Raw genomic sequence first — 22,340 nt, forward strand, 5'->3', positions numbered from 1 at the left:
GCTTGATGTGCTAAGGATAGACCCGAAAAACACAAGGCCCGGGCGTGCCGGGCCTTGCTTGCAAATACAGTCCTGCTAGGCCGCTGCGATTACCAGATCACCACTTGCTTGGCACTATCACGCACCATCGCATCGCCTGCTTTGCAGCTGAACGCGGTGGCGAAAGCGGGCATGTTGGACGGTGCGCCAATCGCGCGGAAGTTGGCCGGGGCGTGTGGGTCGGTGGTCAGGCGCACTTTCAGTTCTTCCGGGGTGAAGTTACGACGCCACACCGTGCCCCAGTTGAGGAAGAAGCGTTGGTCGCGGGTCAGGCCGTCGGTTTTGGGATCAGGCTTGCCAGCGGTCGCCTTCAGCATGGCGTCATACGCCGTTGCAATACCGCCAAGATCGGCGATGTTTTCACCCAAGGTCAGCTTGCCGTTGACGTGCAAATCCGGGCCGGCCAGATAGCTGTTGAACTGTGCGATCAGCTTGTCGGTACGGCTGCCAAAATCCTTGGCATCTGCGGGGGTCCACCAGTTTTCAAAATTACCGGTGGGCCCGAAACGGCTGCCTTGGTCGTCGTAGCCGTGGGTCATCTCGTGGCCAATCACCGCGCCGATACCCCCGTAGTTGGTGGCGTCGTCGGCCTTGGGGTCAAAGAACGGCGGCTGCAAGATCGCGGCCGGGAACACAATCTCGTTTTGCATCGGGTTGTAGTAGGCATTGACGGTTTGCGGGCTCATGCCCCACTCGGTCTTGTCCACCGGCTTGCCGATTTTGCCCAGCGCCCATTTGTAGTTGAAGGCATTGGCCGCCAGCACATTGCCGATGTAGCTATCGCGGCTGGTGGTCAAGCCTTCCCAGCTACGCCACTTGTCCGGGTAACCAATCTTGGGGGTGAAGCTGGCCCATTTTTCCAGTGCCTTTTTCTTGGTCGCATCGCTCATCCACGCCAAGTGTTCGATGCGTGATTTCAGCGACTCGCTCAGATTCTTGACCAGTTGCTGCATCCGCACTTTGGACTCTGCAGGGAAGGCCACGTTGACATAGAGTTGGCCCATCGCTTCACCGGCTTCACCTTCGATGGTGCCCAGCACGCGCTTGCCGCGTTCTTTGATCTCTTTCTGCCCACGCATGGTTTTGCCGTAAAAATTGAATTGCTCGTTGGCAAACGCATCCGACAAATAAGGTGCGGCACTGTCGATGGTGTGAAAGCGCAGATAGCTTTGCCACTGCGCGGCGGGGACATCGGCCAGCATCTTGCTGACCTCTTCATGGAACGCAGGAATGGCCAGCGAGAACATCTTCGGGGTGGCCACGCCTTGCGATTCGAAGAACTTGGTCCACGGGAAATTGGGGGTCAGTTTGTCGGCATCGGCGGGGCTGATGGGGTTGTAGGACAGCGCAACATCGCGCGACATATCTTCGTTGGATTTGGAGACTTTGGCCAAGCGTGTTTCAAACGCAATCACGTCCTTGGCTTGATTAGTCGCATCGGCCGCGGGTACGCCGGATAGCGCAAGCATCTTCGCGACATATGCTTGATAGGCAGCCAGTTTGTCGGCTTTGTCCTTATCGAAGTAGTAGCCGCGATCGGGCAGCCCCAAACCGCCCTGCATGGCATAGGCGATATTCATGGTCGAATCTTTGAAGTCGGCTTCGGGGCCAAACCCGAACAGGATGTTTTCACCCTTGGCCGCGCTGCTGCGCAGGTAGTCGGCGATCTTGGCCTGGCTATCCAAGCCGGCAATGGCATCCAGTTGCGGTTTCAGCGGGGTCAGGCCCTGTGCATTGATCTTGGCCGCATCCATGCCGCTGGCCCAGAAATCGCCAATCAATTTGTCCACGCCGCTGGCGTTGGTTTTGGCCGCAGCTTGTTCGGCCAGTTGCCGTTGCACGCCTTGCGAGCGCTCATCCAGCATTTCGAATGCGCCCCAACTGCTGCGATCGCCGGGGATGGTATTGGCGCTCAGCCACTTGCCGTTGACGTAGCCGGAAAAATCCGTACAGGCGTTTTTGCTGGTATCCAAGTCGCTCAACTGAAAGCGGTTGACCGGCGGCAGCTTGGCTTCATCCAGCGTGTATGCAGGCGCGGCGTTGGGCTTGGCGCTGGTGTCGGCAGCGGGTTTTTCAGCGGGCTTCTGGCAAGCAGATAGGGCGGCGGCAATGGACAACGACAGCAACAAACTCTTGGGCGCGTTCACCGGTGATGGCTCCAAATGGGAATGAAAAATGCGGCGCACGGCCGCAGCCTTGCGACTGTAATGCTTGCGCAAGATGGCGGCGGGTGCCGGAGGTCATACGCCGCCATCGTCGGTAACGGAGGTTAAGGCGAGTAGCGTGGGTCGCTCAGTTTCATTTCTGTCACCGGGCCGTAGGCCTGCATCAGTTTGCGAATGTTGGCGGCATCGCCAATGGCGACAATCGCCAAATTCGCAGAGGTGGGAAACACCGCGCGTGCGGCATTGACCTGTTCCGGAGTGGCGGCGACGACGCGGCCCAAATAGCCGTCGACTTGTTCGCGCGTGTCGCCGTAGAGGGTCATGCGCGCCAATTCAGCCGCCAGTTGCGGTGCGGTTTCCAGACTGGGTGCGAACTGCCCGGCGATGTACTGTTTGGCCGAGCCGATGGCATCCGCCGGTAGCGGCTCTTTGTGCAGTTGATCCAAAGTGGTGATGGCCAGGTCAATGGCGGCCTGGGTTGAATCGGTTTTGGTATAGCTGAGGATGGCCGCCGCGCCCGCAGTACGCGGGCGTTCGAGCATGGAGGACGCCCCGTAACTCAAGCCCGATTTGATCCGCAGTGCGGTATTGATCATCGAAGTAAAGCGCCCCCCAAACACTGTTTGCACCACGTTTTGCGCGGCTTCGGCGGGGTCGCCATGACGGGTACCGATATTGGCCAGCGCAAAATAGGTCTGCGTGGCACCGGGCTTGTCCACCAGCAAGACGCGGCGACCCGTTTGCATCGGGGCGGTGCTGACTTGCGGCAAGCTGCCGCTGGCTTTGGCCCAACCGCCAAACGTGGCTTCGACTTGCTTGCCTACGACGGCGGGGTCGAAATCGCCGACAATTGCAATGATCAGGCGATCGCCACCCATCTGTTGGCTGCGAAAGTGCTTGAGATCGTCCAAGCGGATCGTGGCAAGACTGGTTTGGTCGCCTTCGGCGGGACGCGCATACGGGTGTTGCTGGAATAACCAAGTATTCATGTAGTTGCGGATCAACATGCGCGCATCGCCATCTTTGGCGCTGGCGATGCCGTCGATAGCGCGCTGTTTGAGTTTGTCGAACTCGGCGGGATCCAGTCGCGGGCGCAGCAGTGCATCCCCCAAGAGCGTCAGCATCAAGCCACTGTCTTTGGCCAGAAATTGCGCATTGGCAACGATGGCATCGCGCGAGCTGGCCACACCCAGACTGCCGCCGGCACCGTCCACGGTTTGTGCAAACTGCAAGGCATTGCGATCACCTGCGCCTTTTTCCAGCAGATCGGCCAGTAAGGACGCGGTGCCTTCCTTGCCAGCAGTGTCGGCCAAGGCGCCCCCGCGCACCATGATTGACGCCGCGATCATTGGGACATCATGACGCGGCATCAATAGCACCGTGGCGCCATTGGCCAAGGTCGTGCTGGTGTAGTCGGGCAGGCGCACGCTGGCCGGTGGGGCCGCTTGTGCGCTCACGGCCATGCTGGTTAGTACGATGACAGCAAACAATCGAAACAGGCGGCTCATGGGGTGGCCTCCTTGCTGGCCTGGGTCGGTGTGGCGGTGGCCGCAACAGGCTGCACCCAGCCCACGGTGCGGTTGGATTTGCGCAGGATTTTTTTCGCCAGTGCTTGTATATCGGCGGCACTGACGGCGGCATAGGCGGCGGGGGCATCAAACACTTTGCGATAGTCGCCGTAGAAGGTTTGATAGTCACCCAAGGCTTGCGCCTTGCCGTTGATGGTGGCCATGCCGCGCCAGAACGCCGAGAGTTTGAGATTGCGTGCTTTCTCCATTTCAGCAGGGGTCACGCCATCGCGTACCAATTTGGCCAGCTCGTCGTCCAGCAACGCTTCCACCTTGGCCGGATCACCGCCGGGTGGCAGGGCGGCATACACCCACAGCAGGCCCGGGTTGTAGCCGTTATCAACAAACGTACCGGCATCTACCGCTGCTTGTTCTTGTTCCACCAATCGCTGATGCAGGCGCGAGGACACACCCTGCGCAAGAATGGTACTCATCAACGCCAGCGCGGGAGTGTCTTTGCCGCCTTCATTGGTGCCGCTGTGATAAGCGAATGCGACGGTGGCAGTTTGTGCGTCCGGACGCTCCAGCACCAAACGACGTTCGCCGTGCTGCTCAGGTTCGATGGTGGTGATTTCACGCGGCGTCGGCTGACGCGGGATGGGGGACAGGTATTTATCGGCCAGCGCAAACACTTGCTCAGGTTGCACATCACCGGCAATCACCAGCACCGCGTTATTGGGTGCGTAATAGGTTTTGAAGAACTGCTGCAAGTCGGCTTTGGTCCAGCGTTCGATATCGGACGGATAGCCAATGGTGGGAAATTGGTACGGGTGCGCGGTGAATGCGGTGGCCTGCATCTGCTCCATCAGCGAACCAAACGGCTGATTGTCCACGCTGGAGCGGCGCTCGCTATACACCACGCCGCGTTCGCTTTCGATCACCTTGTCGTCAAAGGACAAATGCGCGATACGGTCGGCTTCCAGATCAAAAATGGTATCCAGTGCCGAGGACGGAAACCAGTCGGTGTAGACCGTACGGTCATTGCTGGTGCTGGCGTTGTTGCTGCCGCCGGCGGCTTCCATGATGCGGTCAAACTCGCCGGGTTTGCGGCGGCTGGTGCCGTTGAACATCATGTGTTCGAAGAAGTGTGCCAGCCCGGTGATGCCCGGGTATTCGTTGCGGCTGCCCACTTTGTAGAACGTATAGAAGTTGGCATTGGGGATGTCGTGGTCGGGCCAGACGATGATTTGCAGGCCATTGGGCAAGGTCTTGCTGACGATGGCTTGGCTGCCCGGCACAGCTGCGGGCGTGGCTGCGTATGCCGGCAGGGACACCGTGCCCAGTGTCAACGCACAAGCAAGGACATAAGGGAGAATGCGCATGGGAATATCCAGTGACGAAACTCGCGCAGCTTGCCGGAATGTGGGGTGTGCCGCCAACTGCCGGAAGTCGTGGGGTGAGTTACTCTGACCCAAACAGACGGGAGTTGACGCATGCAAGTGCATTTTCACGGTGCTGCTGGCGAGGTCACCGGCTCGATGCATCTGATCGAAGCGGCAGGCAAGCGCATCTTGCTCGACTGCGGCATGGTGCAAGGCAGTCCCGAAGCCGATGCGCGCAATTTTGCGGCGTTTCCGTTTGATGTTGCAGGCATCGATGCGCTGATTTTGAGCCATGCGCATATCGACCATGTGGGGCGGGTGCCACGGCTGACGCTGTCCGGTTACAACGGGCCGATATATGCCCAACGCGCCACCGCCGACTTGTTGCCGATCATGCTGATGGATTCGGCCTCGCTGCAAGAACACGACGCCGAGCGCAGCAACCGCAAACGCAAGCCGGGGCAACCCAAGGTATTGCCGCTGTACACCCGCGAAGACGCGCGCGATGCACTATCGCGGCTGCGTCCGCTGGACTACGCCGCGCGCACCCAGATTTTGCCGGGCGTTGAAATCGCCTTCCGCGATGCTGGGCACATCCTTGGGTCATCCATCGTCGAGCTCTGGGCCGATGGTAAGAAATTGGTGTTTTCGGGTGACTTGGGCATGCACGGCACCCCGATTCTGCGTGACCCCGAAACCGTTGCCGCCGCCGATCTATTGCTGATGGAATCCACCTACGGCAACCGCAACCACAAGCAGCGCAGCGAAACCATTGCCGAGTTGGGTGAAATTTTGAATGCCGCATGGCGCGATGGTGGCAATGTGCTGATTCCGGCATTTGCGGTGGGTCGCACACAGGAGTTGTTGTACTGGTTTGCGCGCCATTGGGATGCTTGGGACATGGCGCGCTGGAAGATTTTTCTGGATAGCCCGATGGCTTCCAAAGTGGTGCAGGTGTACGACCATCACCATGAATTATTTGATGCCGAAGCGCGTGAAGTCTGGCGCGGGACGCCCAACCCGTTCCGGCTACCCAATCTGCGGGTGACCGAAACCGCCGAAGAGTCGATGGCGATCAACCGCATCCACGGCGGCGCGATCATCATCGCCGGCAATGGCATGGCCAGTGGCGGCCGCATCCTGCACCACATGCGGCAATGCCTGCCCAAGCGACAGACCCGCATGGTGTTTGTCGGCTATCAAGCCGAAGGCACGCTGGGGCGCAGATTGGTGGAGGGCGCGCAGTGGGTACGCATCCACGGCCATGACGTGCGCGTCAATGCGCATCGGCATACGGTGGGCGGGCTGTCCGCGCATGCCGACCAGCAAGGGTTATTGGACTGGTATGCCGGCTTCACCCCATCGCCACCGTTGGCACTGGTGCACGGCGAAGATCTGGCCCGTGAGGCGCTGGCCGGCGAGATTCACGAACGCTTTGGAGTACGGGCGACGTTGGCGCGACCAGGGATGACGCTAGATGTGTAGGCGCGTCAACGCCGCTTCGCGTCAGCGGCGTTTGGCACCGCCAGCAGTGGACAGCAATACCAGACCACCGACCAGGCCCATATTCTTCATGAATTGCAGCAGTTGCGGGCCCATCGCCGCACCGCTGTAGTGCCAAAACGGATGCGACAGCGCGGCATCCACCAATAGCAAGATCGCGGCGATCAAGGTCATCGCCCGCAATTGCCAGCCTGCTGCAATCAGCACGCCCAACAAGACTTCACCACTACTCAATAGCAGGGTTTGGTTGCCCATCGGCACGCCGTGCAGGGCTTGCCACAGGCGGAATCCGCCCATCACCAAAAACACACTAGCCAGCAACCATTGCGCGATGCGAACTTCAATTTTCATGGTGGGGTCGGTGCCGATGCACGCTGATGGAATCGTCGCAGATTGCCATGCCTGCGCGAGGATGTGAACGGGTTGGCCGCAGGCCTTGGTCAAGGCGGCGCGTGGGCCATCGTGAATGGCAGGTTCATCCGGATAACGCAGGGCGGCCGGCTTTGGCGTAGAATCCGCCGCATTCTGCGCACGCCTGATCGTTATTCCCGGTCACGCCCGCCGCCTTTGCGGCTCGTTTTCCCCACACGCCTTTCGTCGCGCAGACACGGCCCGGAGTTCCGGCGTCGTGCCATCTGCCGACTTGTGCGTGGTTTCTTGGGAATCGCACAGGTTCGCCCACGCCTTGCGCGTGGCGTTGACTGTTCTGGAGTTCCTAATGTCATTTGAAACCCTTGGCCTTGCGCCTACCTTGCTGCGCGCGCTCGCCGAAAATAATTACACCACTCCCACCCCCATCCAAGCCCAAGCCATCCCGCTGGTACTGGCCGGCCACGACGTGCTGGGCGGCGCGCAAACCGGCACTGGCAAGACCGCCGCGTTTGGCTTGCCGTTATTGCAAAAATTGGCCGAGCTACCCAAGCCGCAAGGCGTGCATCGCCCGCGCGCGTTGATTTTGACCCCTACCCGCGAACTGGCGGTGCAGGTCAGCGACAACCTGCGCAGCTACGCCAAGCACCTGCGTTTGAACGTCACCGCGTTGTTTGGCGGGGTGGGTATGCAGCCGCAGATCGACGCCTTCCGTCGCGGCGTGGACGTGCTGGTCGCCTGCCCGGGCCGCTTGATCGACCATCTGGAGCGCGGCACCTGCAAACTGGGTGATGTGCAGATGTTGGTGCTGGATGAAGCCGACCGCATGTTGGACATGGGCTTTTTGCCGTCGATCCAACGGGTGATCAAGCATGTGCCGCATCAGCGCCAGACCCTGCTGTTTTCGGCCACGTTTGAACCGCGCATCAAGGCGCTGGCGCTGGACTTCCTGAAAAACCCGCAACAGGTGCAGGTGGCAGCGCAGAACACCGTGGTCGAGACCATCAGCCACCGCGCGCATCCGGTGGATGGCAACAAAAAGCGCGACTTGCTGGTGCAAATTTTGGCCGAGCGGCATACCGAGCAGGTCTTGGTATTTGGCAAGACCAAGCACGGTTGCAATCGTTTGGCCGAGCAGCTGGAAGAAGCCGGTTTGCCGGCCTTGGCGATTCACGGCAACAAAAGCCAAGCGGCACGCCAGAAGGCATTGGGCCAGTTCAAGTCGGGCAAGACCCGCATCTTGGTGGCCACCGATGTAGCCGCGCGCGGCTTGGATATTCCGCAATTGCCGCTGGTCATCAATCACGACTTGCCGATGGTGGCCGAAGACTATGTGCATCGCATCGGTCGCACCGGGCGTAACGGCGCCAGCGGCGAAGCCATCTCGCTGGTGTCGCCGGACGAAGCACATTTGCTGCGGCAAATCCAAAAACTGTTGGGGCGCGACATCGTGATGGAGACCGTGGCCGGGTTTGCCCCGTCACGCATGATTCGCAGTGATGCACGGCCGTTCGACAACACCCCGCGCGGGCCGCGTCCTGCATCGCGCGGTCGGCGTCCGCACGCCAAGCCGCACAAGCCGGAAGCGCATGCACACGCGCACACCGGGCCAAAGCCAGCACAGCGGGATGGTCAGCGGGATGGTCAGCGTGATGGTCAACGTGGTCCTCGGCAGGGCGAGCGTCGCAGCGCACGCTAAGTGGGTGCAAGGTTGAAGGATGGGCGGCAGTCGGCTTAGCTGCTACTGTCGCCCACCAGCAACGGTGGTTATTTTTAGGTAGGCAAACGTGGCAGGACACGGGCGTAGTGCGGGGATAGGCGTGCAAAACAGCGACCGCTGGTGGCGGCCGCGGGTGTCCGTGGAGCTGTTGATCGCGCTGGTGAGCGGGTACTTCGTCTTGGTCTGCAATGGCCCGTTGTGGGCGGCAGTGCGTGCGGGTACCGGCTCGGTGCCCGTGTTGTTGTCATTGGGCGTGGCGGTGTTCGCACTGCATGCGGTGTTGCTGGGGCTGCTGTGTTGGGGCCGGCTGGCGCGTCCATTGTTGGCCGTGTTGCTGGTGGTGACCGCGCTGGCGCATTGGTACATGACCCGGTATGCGGTGGTGTTTGATGCGGAAATGATCCGCAATGTGCTGCACACCGATAGCGCCGAAAGCCGCGAGTTGATAACCGTTGGCATGGTGTTGCATGCATTGCTGCTGGGTGTGATTCCGGCGGTACTGGTGTTGTTGACGCGGCCTAAACCGCGGACTTGGAAGCGAGGGTTGCTGCTGCGTGGCGGCTTCTTGCTGGCGATGGTGCTGCTGGCCGGCGCGGCCATCGGGGCATCCTCGCAAGGTGTGTTTGCACTGATGCGTAGCGACAAGGTGCTGCGCTACAAGATCACCCCCGGCAATTACATCGTGTCGCTGGTGGATGTGCTCAAGCCATCCAAAAAATCGGCCCGCGGCCCGCGCCAAGTGGTCGGGGCAGATGCTCGGCGCGCACCCGCAGCGACTACGCGCAAGCCGCGCCTGCTGGTGCTGGTAGTCGGTGAAACCGTGCGCGGCGACCATTGGGGGTTGAATGGCTATGCCCGCCAAACCACCCCCGCGCTGGCGGCGCGCAATGTTTTGAACTTCCCAGATGTGACCGCCTGCGGTACCAGCACCGAGGTGTCGCTGCCATGCATGTTCTCGTCGCAGGGCCGCGCGCAGTACAACCGCGATGCTATCCGCAGCCATGAATCGGTGCTGGATGTCGCGGCACGGGCCGGGGTGCAGGTGTTGTGGCGCGACAATCAGTCGGGTTGCAAAGGTACGTGCATCGGCGTGCAGTCGCAGACCATGGGCCCAAGTGACGGCGTGGGACTCTGCACCGCAGGGCGTTGCTTCGACGAAATTTTATTGTCCGGCTTGCAGGCAAAGTTGGATGCGATGCCGGGCGATGTGCTCATCGTGCTGCATATGCTGGGCAATCATGGGCCAAATTATTTTGAACGCTATCCGCCAGCGTTTGAACGCTGGACGCCCGTGTGCAATACCCCCGAACTCAGCCGTTGCACGCAGGCCCAGATCGCCAATGCGTATGACAACGCCATTCTGTATTCCGATAGCGTGCTGGCGCAGCTGATCGATATGTTGAAAACACAAGCCCTGCGCGACACAGCGATGTTGTATGTGTCCGACCACGGCGAATCATTGGGCGAATATGGCCTGTACCTGCACGGTGCGCCGTATGCCATCGCCCCCAAGCAGCAGTTGCACGTGCCGATGGTGCTGTGGTTATCAGCAAGTTTTGCCGCAGATGCCGGTATCGATATGCGCTGCATGCAGCAAATTGCACGTCAGCCGACCGATCACGACGCCCTGTTTTCCACTTTGCTGGGGGCATTCGACGTGCAGACGACGGTGTATCGCAAGGACAAAGATTTGCTGGCATCTTGTCGCGCGCATTGAGGGTTTTTGCGCGCGCGCAGTGTGAGTGTTCAGTGCGCGCGTTCAGTGCGCGCGATGAATGACCTTGTGGGCCAGGGCTTGCAGGGCCTCGGTGTTGCTGTCCACGCCGCATAGTGATGCGTGCATGGTGGCGGCAAGATCGGCCAGCCGAGTACGGCTGGTTGCGACACCCAACAAGGCCGGGAACGTGGCCTTGGCCTGCGCCTGATCCTTGCCGGCGGTCTTGCCCAAGGTGGCGGCATCGCCTTCGATATCCAGCAAATCATCACGGATCTGGAAGGCCAACCCCAGCGCATCGGCAAAATTATCCAGCGCCTGTCGTTGCTTGGCATCGGCATGTGCAGCCAGCGCACCCAAGCGGACAGCACAGCGCAGCAGCGCACCGGTTTTCAAGGCATGCAGGCGCTCCAGTTCCAGCAGCGAGATGGTGTTGCCGGTTGCGGCGATATCCAGCGCTTGGCCGCCGCACATGCCAGCAGCACCCGATGCGCGCGCCAGTTCAGCCAGCATCGCTAACCGCGTTTCTGCGGTCAGCGGTGCGTTGGTCAATATTTCGAACGCCAGTGTTTGCAGTGCATCACCGGCAAGAATGGCGGTGGCGTCATCAAAGGCGACATGCACGGTGGGCTTCCCACGACGCAGGGCATCATCGTCCATCGCAGGTAAATCGTCGTGCACCAGTGAGTAGCAGTGCATCAGTTCGACCGCGAGTGCCGCCACATCCAGCGCCATCAATTCAGCACCAAGCGCAGTGCCGGTGGCATACACCAGTAACGGGCGCATGCGTTTGCCGCCATTGAGCACGGCGTGGCGCATCGCGGCATGCAGGCGCTGTGGCGGGGCATCGGTGGCGGGAAGTGCGTGCGCCAGTGCCGCCTCGATACGTGCACGCCAGGCAGAAAGCTGCGCCTCAGGCATCTTGGCCAACATCAAATGCTAGGGCTTGCTCGGGCTTGGCAGGGTCACTGAGTAGGCGCACGCGCAATTCGGCTTGTTCCAATGCGCTTTGGCAATGTCGGTACAGGCCCACGCCGCGCTCGTAGGCCGCTAGCGATTCTTCCAATGTCATCTCACCGGCTTCCATTTGAGCAACAAGGGCTTCCAATGCCTGCATCGATTGCTCGAAATTGGCCACGGGGGAGGATTCGGGGGTGGTTTTCTTCGCCATGGGCAAAGTTTACGCCAGCTGCACCCATTGCAGCTGCGCAGACTGCGCGGCCAGCCAAGCCTGCATGCGGGCAGACAAAATGACATCCCCGGCGGCGAGTAATTCGCCGCTATCGGAGGCAAGCAACGGCAAACGCGCGCGCTGCCATGGCGGCATGCCGGCATCTTGCAGCACCTGTTTGAGTGCATGCGAATGGGCGCGATGGGGCAGCTGGATGCGCTCGCCACCTTGGCGTGCATGCACGCGCAAGGGCGCATCGAAGTGCGCCACGCCTTGTAAGTGCAAGCTGTCGCCGGTAGGCAATTGCAACGGTTGTGCACCATTCCACAGCTGCGAAAAATCATCGGCCAAGGGCGCGCGTACAGGTCCGGCATGCAGCAGTCCGCGCCAGCGTTGTACGCGCGCACCCGCCCACTCGAAACACGCCTGCGCATCGCCGCGCGCGGGCAGCAGCTTGGACTCGATATAGGCAATGCCAGCACCTGGCAGTGGTGGCAGTTCCAGCTCGGCAATCCATTGCCGCAGCACGCGGGCACGCCGCGCAGCCGGTTGTTGCAGCAATGCGTCAACGCGCAGGCGGTGTGCATCCAGTCGCGCAGCCGCAAGCCCAGCGGTATCTTCGGCCTGCAATAAATCCGCCGCCTGTGCACTCAGGGTGGCGCTGCGGGCAAGCCCTGCCGCCGCCTGCGGCCAGCGCTCGCGCAGTATCGGCAATACACGGTTGCGTAGAAAATTGCGATCAAACGCGGCATCGGCATTGCTGGGGTCGTCGATCCATTGCAGGCCATCGCGTTGTGCAATGGCAAGCAGCTGCATCCGAGGTACATCCAGCAATGGCCGCCACAACCAGCCGCGCGCATACGCCCGCCACGACTGCATCGCACCCAAGCCATCCACCCCGGAGCCACGCAGGGCACGCAGCAAAAAAGTTTCCGCTTGATCATCCTGATGGTGGGCAAGCACCAGAATTTCATCGGGATGCAAGGCATCGGCAAATGCCGCATGCCGCGCCGCCCGTGCCGCACCTTCCACACCCAGCCCGCTGTCTGCGGCAACGTGTACGCGCACCACGGTCAGCGGCACAGCAAGTGCGTCACACGCGGCTTGGCAGTGGGCCGCCCAAGCATCTGCATCGGCATGCAGGCCATGATGGATGTGGATGGCGCGGAGCCCCAATTCACGCGTGGCCGGATGCTGCGTCAACAGATGCAGCAACACGCTGGAATCCAGTCCGCCACTCAAGCCGACAAGCAAGGGGTTAGTGACAGGCGGGGTGAGCATCAAGACGGCCATGCGATTGGGCAGGCATCAAATTAGACAACGAAAAAACCGCCTTGCGGCGGTTTGGTCGTAAAGCCTTGAATCTATTGGTCGGGGAGACAGGATTCGAACCTGCGACCTCTACGTCCCGAACGTAGCGCTCTACCAGACTGAGCTACACCCCGATGGTGAGCCGCATATTTTATGGGGAAGTTGGGGTTGCTGCAAGGGGTATGGGCGTGCTGCCCGTGCGGGCAAGTAGTGGCGCTAATCTGGGTTCCAGGATTTGGCGGCGCCAGCCGGACAATGCGCCATTCCAATCGCTGCTGTCTTGCAGGCTTTCCAATAGGCGGCGCGAGGCGAGGATGCCTTCGGGCAGGTCGAGTTCGGCGGCCACGTCGGCGACTGCGGCTTGCAGGGCGCGCAGTTGGGTTTTGTCGCGATCGTCGCCACGCGCGCGGGGGGCGTCGGCTTCATCGGGGAGAGGGGTGATGAGGGCCTGCCACAGTGCCTCGCGCAGGCTGCGTGGGGATTTGGGGGCGGCATCCAGCAAACGGTCGCAGGCGCGTTTGTCGGCAGGGTTTTGCCGGGCCAAAGTTAGCGCCAATTCATTGTCCAAAATCCAGCTGCGTGGGCGGTCACTGCTGCGTGCTTGCGCATCGCGCCAGCGCAGCAGCCGTAGCAAACGGTGTTGCCCGGCTTGATCCAGAATTTGTGCGCCGCGCAGGGCGAGGTGCGGCCAGCGTTCGCCGGCATCGTCAGCAGCATTGGCCAATTGCCGGGTGCTGTCTTCGTCCAGCCATGCGGCGCGGCCATTGGCCGCCAGTGTGGCTTGCAGTTGACGATGCAGGGCGTGCAGATGACGCACATCGTCCGCGGCGTATTCCAGTTGCGATGCCGACAGTGGGCGGCGTAGCCAGTCCGATCGGGTTTCACCCTTGGCAAGCGCAACCTCGGTGATCGCCTGCACGAGTTTTTGATAGCTCAGCCCCGCGCCCAGACCACACAGCGCTGCTGCGGCCTGGGTATCAAACATGGGAGTCGGTAGCGCGCCGCAACTGTGCTGAAAGGCCACCAGATCCTCGCTGGGGCTGTGCATCAATTTGAGTACGGCGGGGTTTTCAAGCAGTGCAACCAAGGCCGCACACATGCCGGGGGCTTGCGGGTCCACCAGCAGGATGTCGTCATCGGTTTCGCCCAGTGCAATCTGCACCAGTGCCAATTGCGGCCAATAGGTGCGCTCGCGAATGAATTCGGTATCCAACCCGATGCTGGCCGGGAGGGGGTGCAGGCGCGCATGTAGCGCGGCGGGGGTGTCGATCCAATGTGTCATGCGTGCATTATGCGGTTGCAGGCGGGTGGACGATAACCTAACGTCGTGGCGGCTGTGTCCGACACGGCGGTGGCGTTTATGGAGTACGCGATTGCGCACAGGTGGTGCCCTGATGCTGGTGTTGTTGCTGTTGGCCGGTTGTAAGCCGCATGCCGACCAACCCGCCGTGCCCGCGCAAGCGGTGAAAGCGCGCGCCAAGCCGACACCGACAGCGCGCCCCGCACTCGCGCAGGGGCAGGTGCGTGTGCGGGGCGATGATGCGTTGGCGGGGGTGCTAAGTTGGTCGCTGCCCGAGGTGGCCATCACCCATCCCGGCAAAGCCCGTGCGGCCGCACGTCATGCATTGGCCAGCGGCGATCTGTTTGAAACCGCAAACTCCGCACTTCCGCTGCTACTGGCGTTGCAGCGTATGCAGCCTGGCAATGCTGGCGATGCTGCACTGCTGGAAAAAGCGCGCGATGCATTGTTGGCGCAAGCGTGGGCGGCGCTGGCAGCAGGGAATGACTTGGCCTCGTTGCGATATGCCCAGCGGCAGGGCACGGTATTGCATCGGTTGTGGCCAGAACTCCCGCAAGTGCAGGACTTTCTGGCTGCGGTCGATCGTGTGGGGCAGGCATTTGATTTGAGTTTGGCCGGTGAAGCCGCTTTGCGTGCTGGGCGAGTGGTGGGCGCGGATGGTGCATTGACGTCCTTTCGCAAAGCATTGGCATTGTGGCCAACACTGCTGCGTGCCCAGCATGGGCTAGGCACGCTAGAAGATGTCTTGGTGGCGCAAGCGCAAATGCATGCAGCCAGTGGTGATTTTGATGGCGCGTATGCGGTATTGGCGCAAGCCCGGCAAGTGCGCGCCAGCCCGTGGTTGGCCGCCACGGTAGGCGCGCGAATTGAAGCGGCACGCACCGAGCGTTTGCGGCGCATGCGCGATGCCGGGCTGATTGCCTTGGGAACCGGTAACGGCCTGCAATTTGCACGCGAGCAATTTGTGGACATGCTGCGCATTGCAAAACCGGGCGATGCCGCCAGCTCGGAATTGCGGCAACGGATTGATTTGGTCAGCCATTACGGTGCGTTTCGGCCGGGTCAAGTATTTACCGATGCCATGCCCGATGCCAGCCGTGGGCCGTCGTTGGTGGTGGTGCCCTTTGGTGGATTCATGATGGGGGCGTCGGCGAATGAAGTGGGTGCCAATATCGATGAGCAGCCACAGCATCGGGTGGATTTTGCGCGTGGGTTTGCCATGAGTCGCTACGAAATCACGGTGGGCCAGTTCCGCCGCTTCGTTCAAGCTACCGGCTATGTGCCGCGAGCCACCCAGCGTGGGCATTCGATGGCGTATGACGTGCGCAGCGGCAATTTTGTACGCGGCAGTGGCATTGATTGGCAGTCTGGTTACGACGGCCTGCCGGCAACGGACAACATGCCCGTGATCCATGTGACGGCGCGCGATGCCGAGGCCTATGCCGCGTGGCTGAGCGAACAAGCGGGTGCGCACTACCGCTTGCCCAGCGAGGCCGAATTTGAATATGCCCTGCGCGCAGGCGGGCAGGGGCGCTATCCCTGGGGTAATGGTGCGCCCCCTGCGGGGGTGGAAAATCTGGCCGGCGGCAAGGATATTTCGCCGCGTGGGCGACACTGGAGCAATGCCTTCCCAGGCTATGGGGATGGTTGGTGGGGGCCGGCACCGGTAGGCAGTTTTACAGCCAATCGATTTGGGTTGTACGACATCGGTGGCAATGTCAGCGAATGGGTAGCCGATTGCTGGCACAAGGGCTATCGGCGTGCCCCTGCCAATGGCGCAGCATGGGTCAACCCGGGCTGCCGCAACCGTATGTATCGCGGCGGAGCGTGGTCCAGCGCGCCGGCGCAATCGCGTTCAGCATGGCGGGTCTCGGGGGGGGTGGATGTCACCAATGCGCGGGTAGGGTTTCGCTTGGTGCGGCAGTTATGAGTTTTGGTGGTGGCTGTGGTTTGTTGCATGATGCATCGTCAAACAAACAAGACACGGCATAGGAATCAACCATGAATCAGGATCCCACCGGACAACGCATGGGCCAACGGCGTGGCGGTTTGCGGTTATGGGTGCTGCTGCTATTTGCAGGGTATGCCGCGTGGTACTGGTTTTCCAACCGCAGCATCGACCCGTTGACCGGGCAGGCGGTGGTGATCGATAAAAGCATTTCGCCCGATCAAGAAAAATCGTTGGGCCTACAGGCCTATCAGCAAGTGCTGCAACAAGAAAAACCACTGCCGGAAGACGCGCAAGTCTCCAAGCAAGTGCGCACCATTGCCGATCGCCTGATTGCCAAAATCCCGCAGGTGACCGATGCGCTGGCCAGCGAGCATGGTTTGCAGGCCAGCCATATCGAAAAATCCTTCGACTGGGCCGTGACCGTGTTGCAATCTGATCAAGTCAATGCGTTTTGCCTGCCGGGCGGAAAAATGGCGGTTTATACCGGGCTGCTACCGGTGGCCCAGAATGCCGATGCCATGGCCGTGGTGATGGGGCATGAAATTGCGCACGCCTTGCTGCGCCACGGTGCGCAACGTATGACCCGTGGCAAATTGGAGCAGCTCGGGCAAATGGCGGGCGCGGCCAGCGGGATGGATTCGGGCACCATGCAAACGGTAATGTCGGCGTATGGCTATGGCAGCGCGTTGCCGTATGCACGCAGTCAGGAAACACAGGCCGATGAATTGGGCTTGATGCTGGCGGCGTCGGCCTGCTTCGATCCAGAGCAAGCCATCCCGCTGTGGCAGCGCATGGCGCAGGCATCGGGTGGCAAATCGCCGGCTGAATTTGCATCCACCCATCCCAGTGCGGGCACCCGCATCCAGCAGTTACAGGCGTTGATGCCCAAGGCAGAAGCCTATAAAGCCAAGTTTTGCGGGGCGGCCGGGGCTGCGGCTAGCGGCATGCCGTGAAGTTATAAACGCGTGGTTCCGGGCATGAAAAACGGGCCAAACGACCCGCGATGCTTCATGGTATGACGCAGCCTGGGCTTAGCGCGGCTTGCGCGTGCTCTTGTCGCGCCCACTGTCGGGACCGGTACCCATGCTGCCGCCGAGGTTTTGCTGAAAATCCTTCCACAGTGATATGTTGCGCTCGGTGAGTTGGTTCAGCATGGTCCAAGGGGTTTGCCCCAACAGGCCGCCCATCTGCGAGCGAAATTGCTGTTGCTGCTCCAGGAAGACTTGCATCGAGCGTTCCAGATAATTGCCCATGAAGCCCTGCAGCGAATCGCCATAAAAGCGAATCAACTGGCTGAGCAATTGGGTGGACAACATCGGTTGTCCATCTTGCTCATGCTCGGTGATGATTTGCAGCAACACCTGCCGGGTCAGGTCTTCACCGGTCTTGGCGTCGCGCACTTCAAATGTTTCGCCATCCACGATCAATTGGCGCACATCTTCAATGGTGATGTAGCTGGAAATTTCGGTGTCGTAGAGACGACGGTTGGGATACTTTTTGATGACGCGAATCGCAGACATTGAGCAATGACTCTAGAGGCGCTGGGTGCAGCATGGCGCAGCGCAACACCGCTTGCAACTACGCAGCCGTAATCAGTGGGCAAGGCCCCGCTAAAATGGCGAAATGGAAACCCACTTGAAAGAACGTTTTGGCGGCATCGACCGCCTGTATGGTGCGGGCGCGTTAGCGCGTCTGCATGCATGTCATGTCACCGTGGTTGGCATTGGTGGCGTGGGCTCATGGGCGGTGGAGGCCTTGGCGCGCAGCGGCGTTGGCAGGCTGACATTGATCGATGCCGATGATCTGTGCGTGTCCAATACCAATCGGCAGCTGCCGGCATTGGAAGGGCACTATGGACGCGCCAAGATCGAGGCGATGGGCGAACGCTGCCGCGCAATCAACCCGCATATTCATCTGCATCTGCAACCGCAGTTTCTTACCCCATCGAATATGCAGGCATTACTGGGAACTCCGGTGGATTTGGTGCTGGATGCGTGCGATAGCTTCCGCAGTAAAGTCGAAATGATTGCGTATTGCCGGCGTCTCAAACAGCCCATCATCACCGTGGGGTCGGCGGGTGGGCGTAGCGATGTCACCCAGATTCGCGTGCGTGATGTGTCGCGCACCGAGCACGACGCCATGCTGTCGTTGATTCGCAAAAAATTGCGCGGCGAATTCAACTTCCCCAAAAATCATGACCGCTATTTTGGCGTGCCGGCGGTGTATTCGCTGGAAAATGTGCGCTACCCGCAGGCAGACGGCAGTGTTTGCGGCATCCGTCCGCAACTGGGCAAGGACGACGCACTGAAACTGGATTGTGGCGCAGGCTTGGGTGCGGCCACCCACGTCACTGGGGCGTTTGCGTTTGCGGCGGTAGGCAAGGCGCTTGAGATGTTGCTGAAGCCAATACGGGCAGCTTGAATAGGCGTTGTGCATTGGCGGTGGTTGCAGCGGCAATCACCTCGTGGGAGGTATTGCGTAACGATGCCACCACAGCCAGCACTTCAAGCAAATGTGCCGGCTCGTTGCGCTGGCCACGATGCAACGCGCCGGGTTGATCGGGCGCATCGGTTTCAAGCAAAAGCTGTTCCAGCGGCATGTGCGCCACCAGTTTGCGCAAACGATTGGCACGCGCAAACGTAAGTGGCCCGCCGATGCCCAGCAAAAATCCCAGTTGATGCAGTTGCATGGCCTGCTCCTGACTGCCGGGAAAACTATGCACCACGCCGCGCAGCCCGCCCACGTTGCGAATGCTGGCGATCACCGCATCCACTGCGCGGCGCGCATGCACGATGACGGGCAAGTCAAAGTCACGCGCCAGCCGCAACTGTGCATCGAAAGACGCTTGCTGCGTTTGTGCATCCAGCCCATCCACAAAAAAATCCAACCCGCATTCGCCTATGGCGACGGGTGCCTCGCGTTCGATCCAGACACGCAGGCTGTGCAGATGCTCCGGACGATGCTGGGCGATAAACATCGGGTGCAGGCCATAGGCCGGATACAAGCCGGGGTAGTCCGCGCACACTTGCTTCAACGTGGGCCAACTGGCCGCAGTTACCGCCGGCACGATCTGCACGGCCACCCCCGCTGCAACCGCGCGCGCATACGCAGCGGCGCGATCGGCATCGAACGCGGTAGCATCGAAATGGCAATGGCTGTCGATCAGCAGCATGTCAGCGTGGAATCGGTGGCGGCGATGAAGGCGCTTTGGGTTTTTTCAAACGCGCCAACAGCAAGGTGCCCAGCCCCAGCAAGAGGTCGTCCCACGGGACAAAATTCGGGATCGCCAGATCCACTAAAAACAGAGCGCCAACCACAAGAAACAGCCGCGGATGACTGAGTTTGCCCAACCAGCGCACAAGCGGGGCGATCAACGGATTGGGCATGTGGGTGGCCGACAATGAGAGATGCGTTCAACTTGGTGCCAAATGCCACAAGAATCAAGATGGTGGTACATGCACCAGCACGTTGCTCAGAATGCGTTGTGAACTCGCCGACTGTCATTTGCGTGGACGCAAAAAAAAGGGACGGCTTGCGCCGTCCCTGAGGGGTGTTACCAAGGGTATTGCTGACTTACTTGGCGGCGTTTGGCCGTAGCCATTTGCGTGCCACGAACAAGCCCAGTAGCACGGCGCCGGCGGAGAACACCAGGTCGCCGGGCATGCGCATCCACACCAGCATGTCGATGATCGGGCGGTTCATGAACTCGGCCGAACGGGCAAACCAGTAGCCGTGTTCCAGTGCGGCGTTGAGTTGCAACACACCCATCGGCAGCAGGGTCAGTACGCCCATCAGGCCTAGGCCGATGTTGAGGCTCCAGAACGAACCACGCAGCAGCCCTTCCGGCCATTTCACCTCGGGCTTGAGGCCGCGTAGGCAGAACAGCATCAGGCCGATGCCCAGCATCCCGTACACACCAAACAGCGCGGTGTGGCCGTGCAGCGCGGTCAGGTTCATGCCCTGCATGTAGAACAGCGCCAGCGGGGTATTGACCAGGAACCCGAATAGACCGGCGCCCACCAAGTTCCAGAAGCTGGTGGCGAGAAAGAACATGATCGGCCACTTGTAGCGTTCCATCCACGGGGTGGCGCGGCTATGGCTCCAGGTTTCGTAGGCTTCCAGCCCAATCAGTGCCAGTGGCACCACTTCCAAGGCGGAGAAGCTGGCACCCAGCGCCACCGCAGCGGTGGTGGTGCCGGCAAAGTACAGATGGTGGAACATGCCCAGCACGCCGCCACTCAAGTACACGATGGTGGCAAACAGCACATTGATGGTGGCCGATTTGCCGCGCAGCAGGCCCAGCTTCACAAACAGGAAGCTCATCACCGCCACCGCGAACACTTCGAAGAAGCCTTCCACCCACAGGTGCACCACCCACCAGCGCCAGTATTCGACCACTGAAATGTGGCTGTTTTCACCCCACATCAGGCCGGCACCGTAGAACAAGCCGATGGCGACGGTGGACAGGAACAGCAGGCCCACGATCGAGGACATTTCGTCCTTGCGCTTGAGTGCCGGCCACAGGGCGCGGCCCACCAAGGTCAACCACACCAACAGGCCGACGAACAAAAATGCCTGCCAGAAGCGGCCAATGTCGGTGTATTCCCAGCCTTGATGGCCAAACCAGAAGTTGTACTTCAGGCCCATCTTTTGCATCACCGCAAACCATTGCCCGGCAAACGAGCCGACGACGATGATCAACAAGCAGGCAAACAGGAAGTTGACGCCAGCGCGTTGGTATTTTGGCTCATGCCCGGAAATCGCCGGGCCGATGTACAGGCCGGTGGCCAGCCATGCGGTAGCGATCCACAACACCGCCAGTTGCGTATGCCAACTGCGGGTTAGCGAATACGGCAGGTATTCGGCAATTTTGAGACCGTAGGCTTCTTGGCCTTCCACTTGGAAGTGCGCGGTGGTTGCACCCAATAGAATTTGGCACAGGAACAACGCCACCACGACCCAAAAATATTTCGCGGTGGCTTTCATCGATGGGGTGATGGTCAAGCCTTGCAACGGGTCGTGCGCGGGGGGCGTTGGCATCACTTCCTTGCCGTGATAGGCGGCGTAATGCCATGCCAGCAGGCCAATGCCGCCAATCAAAAACAGGATCGAAAACATCGACCAGATGAAGGTGTCGGAAGTCGGCGTGTTGCCAATCAATGGCTCGTATGGCCAGTTGTTGGTGTAGGTTCGATGGGTTTCGCCGGGACGATCAGTGCTGGCAGCCCATGCCGTCCAGAAGAAAAACGCAGTCATTGCGCGGCGATTTTCAGCATCCGGCACGGTGTTTTCACGCATTGCATAGGCTTCGCGCAGTGCATGTGTGCTGGGATCATTGGAGAACACGCTCTCGTAATGTGCGGCCACATTACTGATCGCTTGCGCCCGCATATTGCTGACCACGATGTCTTGTTTGTTTGCGTCCAGCGTATTGGTGCGTATCAAGGGTTTGACACTGGCCTGGGTCTTGGCCTGGTCACCGGCCTCCATGCTGGCGTAGGACTGCCCGGCATCACTACGCGCCTGCAATTCCAGCATGGCTTCGGTTTCACGATGCAGCCAGTCGGCCGACCAGTCGGGGGCGAGCAGGGCACCGTGGCCCCAGATCGAACCCAGTTGTTGGCCGCCGATGCTTTGCCACACTTGGCGGCCACGCTCGATGTCGGCACGGGTGTAAAGCACTTGGCCGTTGGCGGCGATAACGCGGTTGGGGATGGGTGGGGCCGTGTGGATCAAATCCACGCCCAGCCAAGCCATAACCGCGAAACTTGCGATGAGCAGGGCGGCCAAGCCCAGCCATAGCCGTTTCGTAATGGACATTGCAACTCTCCTAGTGATCAAGCCTGATGGAACCAGCGTCGGCATCGTCGGCCGTTCTGCGTGGTGCCACCATGACTTGTGTCAACTCGGCGTGAAGAACGTTGCAATCACGCGTTGCATGTAGGTTGTGTGCGCGGATCAATCGCGCAGGATGGGCGCAGCAAGTGCGTCGATGCGGTCTTGATCAAGCAGCTCCACTTCGCGCCGATCCACCGCCAAGATGCCGTCGTCTTGCATCCGGCGCAGCACGCGGCTCACGGTTTCTGGCGCTAAGCGCAAATAATTGGCGATATCGGTACGTGCCATCGTCAATTGAAAACGTGTTGCGGAAAACCCGCGTGCGGCCAAGCGTCGCGACATCCCCAGCAAGAACGCGGCAACGCGCTG

Annotated in this window: 19 protein-coding genes and 1 tRNA gene; 6 read left to right on the plus strand and 14 right to left on the minus strand. The window is 60.6% G+C overall.

Features of this window, described 5'->3' with window-relative positions; genetic code table 11:
- Positions 1–89: 89 nt before the first annotated feature.
- The 3 genes from PK789_RS01860 to PK789_RS01870 all read right to left on the minus strand — a co-directional run bounded on the left by PK789_RS01860 (position 90) and on the right by PK789_RS01870 (position 5,094).
- A complete protein-coding gene (locus PK789_RS01860) occupies positions 90–2,168 on the minus strand; it encodes a M13 family metallopeptidase (protein WP_324306660.1) in 2,079 nt (692 codons plus the stop codon).
- Between the two features lie 140 nt (positions 2,169–2,308).
- Entirely contained in the window at positions 2,309–3,712 is a 1,404-nt protein-coding gene (locus tag PK789_RS01865; RefSeq protein ID WP_324306627.1) for a M16 family metallopeptidase, read from the minus strand.
- Entirely contained in the window at positions 3,709–5,094 is a 1,386-nt protein-coding gene (locus tag PK789_RS01870; RefSeq protein WP_324306628.1) for a M16 family metallopeptidase, read from the minus strand. The genes PK789_RS01865 and PK789_RS01870 overlap by 4 nt, the downstream gene beginning before the upstream one ends.
- A gap of 111 nt (positions 5,095–5,205) precedes the next feature.
- On the opposite strand from PK789_RS01870, the gene PK789_RS01875 reads away from it, so the two are divergent.
- Positions 5,206–6,579, plus strand: coding sequence for an MBL fold metallo-hydrolase RNA specificity domain-containing protein (locus tag PK789_RS01875; RefSeq protein ID WP_324306629.1), 1,374 nt, complete (start codon positions 5,206–5,208; stop codon positions 6,577–6,579).
- Between the two features lie 21 nt (positions 6,580–6,600).
- On the opposite strand, the gene PK789_RS01880 is transcribed toward PK789_RS01875, so the two are convergent.
- A complete protein-coding gene (locus PK789_RS01880; protein ID WP_324306630.1) occupies positions 6,601–6,948 on the minus strand; it encodes a hypothetical protein in 348 nt (115 codons plus the stop codon).
- Between the two features lie 367 nt (positions 6,949–7,315).
- On the opposite strand from PK789_RS01880, the gene PK789_RS01885 reads away from it, so the two are divergent.
- The gene (locus PK789_RS01885) at positions 7,316–8,665 is read left to right on the plus strand and encodes a DEAD/DEAH box helicase (RefSeq protein WP_324306631.1); all 1,350 of its coding nucleotides are present in this window, start codon (positions 7,316–7,318) and stop codon (positions 8,663–8,665) included.
- Between the two features lie 154 nt (positions 8,666–8,819).
- Entirely contained in the window at positions 8,820–10,403 is a 1,584-nt protein-coding gene (locus PK789_RS01890; RefSeq protein ID WP_324306632.1) for a phosphoethanolamine transferase, read from the plus strand.
- Positions 10,404–10,445: 42 nt separating this feature from the next.
- On the opposite strand, the gene PK789_RS01895 is transcribed toward PK789_RS01890, so the two are convergent.
- The 5 genes from PK789_RS01895 to rnd all read right to left on the minus strand — a co-directional run bounded on the left by PK789_RS01895 (position 10,446) and on the right by rnd (position 14,164).
- The gene (locus PK789_RS01895; protein ID WP_324306662.1) at positions 10,446–11,321 is read right to left on the minus strand and encodes a polyprenyl synthetase family protein; all 876 of its coding nucleotides are present in this window, start codon (positions 11,319–11,321) and stop codon (positions 10,446–10,448) included.
- Positions 11,314–11,571 carry an exodeoxyribonuclease VII small subunit gene (locus tag PK789_RS01900; RefSeq protein WP_324306633.1) on the minus strand — a complete coding sequence of 86 codons (258 nt, stop codon included), beginning with the start codon at positions 11,569–11,571 and terminating at the stop codon, positions 11,314–11,316. Before PK789_RS01900 ends, PK789_RS01895 begins: the two co-directional genes overlap by 8 nt.
- Positions 11,572–11,580: 9 nt before the next feature.
- Entirely contained in the window at positions 11,581–12,864 is a 1,284-nt protein-coding gene (tilS, locus tag PK789_RS01905; protein WP_324306635.1) for a tRNA lysidine(34) synthetase TilS, read from the minus strand.
- A gap of 75 nt (positions 12,865–12,939) precedes the next feature.
- Positions 12,940–13,016, minus strand: a tRNA-Pro gene (locus PK789_RS01910).
- A 17-nt stretch (positions 13,017–13,033) separates the two neighbouring features.
- Positions 13,034–14,164 carry a ribonuclease D gene (gene rnd, locus PK789_RS01915; protein WP_324306636.1) on the minus strand — a complete coding sequence of 377 codons (1,131 nt, stop codon included), beginning with the start codon at positions 14,162–14,164 and terminating at the stop codon, positions 13,034–13,036.
- A gap of 112 nt (positions 14,165–14,276) precedes the next feature.
- On the opposite strand from rnd, the gene PK789_RS01920 reads away from it, so the two are divergent.
- Positions 14,277–16,112 carry a formylglycine-generating enzyme family protein gene (locus tag PK789_RS01920; protein ID WP_324306637.1) on the plus strand — a complete coding sequence of 612 codons (1,836 nt, stop codon included), beginning with the start codon at positions 14,277–14,279 and terminating at the stop codon, positions 16,110–16,112.
- Between the two features lie 71 nt (positions 16,113–16,183).
- Positions 16,184–17,086: a M48 family metallopeptidase gene (locus PK789_RS01925; protein ID WP_324306638.1), complete on the plus strand. Its 903-nt coding sequence runs from the start codon at positions 16,184–16,186 to the stop codon at positions 17,084–17,086.
- A gap of 78 nt (positions 17,087–17,164) precedes the next feature.
- On the opposite strand, the gene phaR is transcribed toward PK789_RS01925, so the two are convergent.
- Complete coding sequence (phaR, locus tag PK789_RS01930; protein WP_324306640.1) at positions 17,165–17,653, minus strand: polyhydroxyalkanoate synthesis repressor PhaR; 489 nt, start codon at positions 17,651–17,653, stop codon at positions 17,165–17,167.
- A 103-nt stretch (positions 17,654–17,756) separates the two neighbouring features.
- Between phaR and PK789_RS01935 the strand changes: the two genes are divergently transcribed.
- Positions 17,757–18,554: a tRNA threonylcarbamoyladenosine dehydratase gene (locus PK789_RS01935; RefSeq protein WP_324306641.1), complete on the plus strand. Its 798-nt coding sequence runs from the start codon at positions 17,757–17,759 to the stop codon at positions 18,552–18,554.
- Here PK789_RS01935 and PK789_RS01940 read toward each other — a convergent pair.
- From PK789_RS01940 to PK789_RS01955, 4 genes are all read right to left on the minus strand, one after another.
- The gene (locus PK789_RS01940) at positions 18,481–19,305 is read right to left on the minus strand and encodes a TatD family hydrolase (RefSeq protein WP_324306642.1); all 825 of its coding nucleotides are present in this window, start codon (positions 19,303–19,305) and stop codon (positions 18,481–18,483) included. The genes PK789_RS01935 and PK789_RS01940 overlap by 74 nt on opposite strands.
- 1 nt (position 19,306) lies before the next feature.
- Complete coding sequence (locus tag PK789_RS01945) at positions 19,307–19,519, minus strand: DUF6116 family protein (RefSeq protein WP_324306643.1); 213 nt, start codon at positions 19,517–19,519, stop codon at positions 19,307–19,309.
- Between the two features lie 187 nt (positions 19,520–19,706).
- Entirely contained in the window at positions 19,707–21,953 is a 2,247-nt protein-coding gene (locus PK789_RS01950) for a nitric-oxide reductase large subunit (RefSeq protein ID WP_324306644.1), read from the minus strand.
- A 138-nt stretch (positions 21,954–22,091) separates the two neighbouring features.
- Positions 22,092–22,340: helix-turn-helix domain-containing protein (locus tag PK789_RS01955; protein ID WP_324306645.1), on the minus strand; the 249-nt coding region annotated here is incomplete at its 5' end.

Origin of the sequence: Thermomonas sp., assembly GCF_035369645.1 — a bacterium.
Classification (GTDB): Bacteria; Pseudomonadota; Gammaproteobacteria; order Xanthomonadales; family Xanthomonadaceae; genus Thermomonas.

Excerpts from the sequence above, each read along its gene's own strand:
- PK789_RS01900 (WP_324306633.1), bottom strand. The coding sequence starts at position 11,571 with ATGGCGAAGAAAACCACCCCCGAATCCTCCCCCGTGGCCAATTTCGAG.
- PK789_RS01895 (WP_324306662.1), bottom strand. The coding sequence starts at position 11,321 with ATGCCTGAGGCGCAGCTTTCTGCCTGGCGTGCACGTATCGAGGCGGCA.
- tilS (WP_324306635.1), bottom strand. The coding sequence starts at position 12,864 with ATGGCCGTCTTGATGCTCACCCCGCCTGTCACTAACCCCTTGCTTGTC.
- PK789_RS01880 (WP_324306630.1), bottom strand. The coding sequence starts at position 6,948 with ATGAAAATTGAAGTTCGCATCGCGCAATGGTTGCTGGCTAGTGTGTTT.
- rnd (WP_324306636.1), bottom strand. The coding sequence starts at position 14,164 with ATGACACATTGGATCGACACCCCCGCCGCGCTACATGCGCGCCTGCAC.
- PK789_RS01875 (WP_324306629.1), top strand. The coding sequence starts at position 5,206 with ATGCAAGTGCATTTTCACGGTGCTGCTGGCGAGGTCACCGGCTCGATG.
- PK789_RS01935 (WP_324306641.1), top strand. The coding sequence starts at position 17,757 with ATGGAAACCCACTTGAAAGAACGTTTTGGCGGCATCGACCGCCTGTAT.
- PK789_RS01865 (WP_324306627.1), bottom strand. The coding sequence starts at position 3,712 with ATGAGCCGCCTGTTTCGATTGTTTGCTGTCATCGTACTAACCAGCATG.
- PK789_RS01925 (WP_324306638.1), top strand. The coding sequence starts at position 16,184 with ATGAATCAGGATCCCACCGGACAACGCATGGGCCAACGGCGTGGCGGT.
- PK789_RS01945 (WP_324306643.1), bottom strand. The coding sequence starts at position 19,519 with ATGCCCAATCCGTTGATCGCCCCGCTTGTGCGCTGGTTGGGCAAACTC.
- PK789_RS01950 (WP_324306644.1), bottom strand. The coding sequence starts at position 21,953 with ATGTCCATTACGAAACGGCTATGGCTGGGCTTGGCCGCCCTGCTCATC.
- phaR (WP_324306640.1), bottom strand. The coding sequence starts at position 17,653 with ATGTCTGCGATTCGCGTCATCAAAAAGTATCCCAACCGTCGTCTCTAC.
- PK789_RS01870 (WP_324306628.1), bottom strand. The coding sequence starts at position 5,094 with ATGCGCATTCTCCCTTATGTCCTTGCTTGTGCGTTGACACTGGGCACG.
- PK789_RS01940 (WP_324306642.1), bottom strand. The coding sequence starts at position 19,305 with ATGCTGCTGATCGACAGCCATTGCCATTTCGATGCTACCGCGTTCGAT.
- PK789_RS01920 (WP_324306637.1), top strand. The coding sequence starts at position 14,277 with ATGCTGGTGTTGTTGCTGTTGGCCGGTTGTAAGCCGCATGCCGACCAA.
- PK789_RS01885 (WP_324306631.1), top strand. The coding sequence starts at position 7,316 with ATGTCATTTGAAACCCTTGGCCTTGCGCCTACCTTGCTGCGCGCGCTC.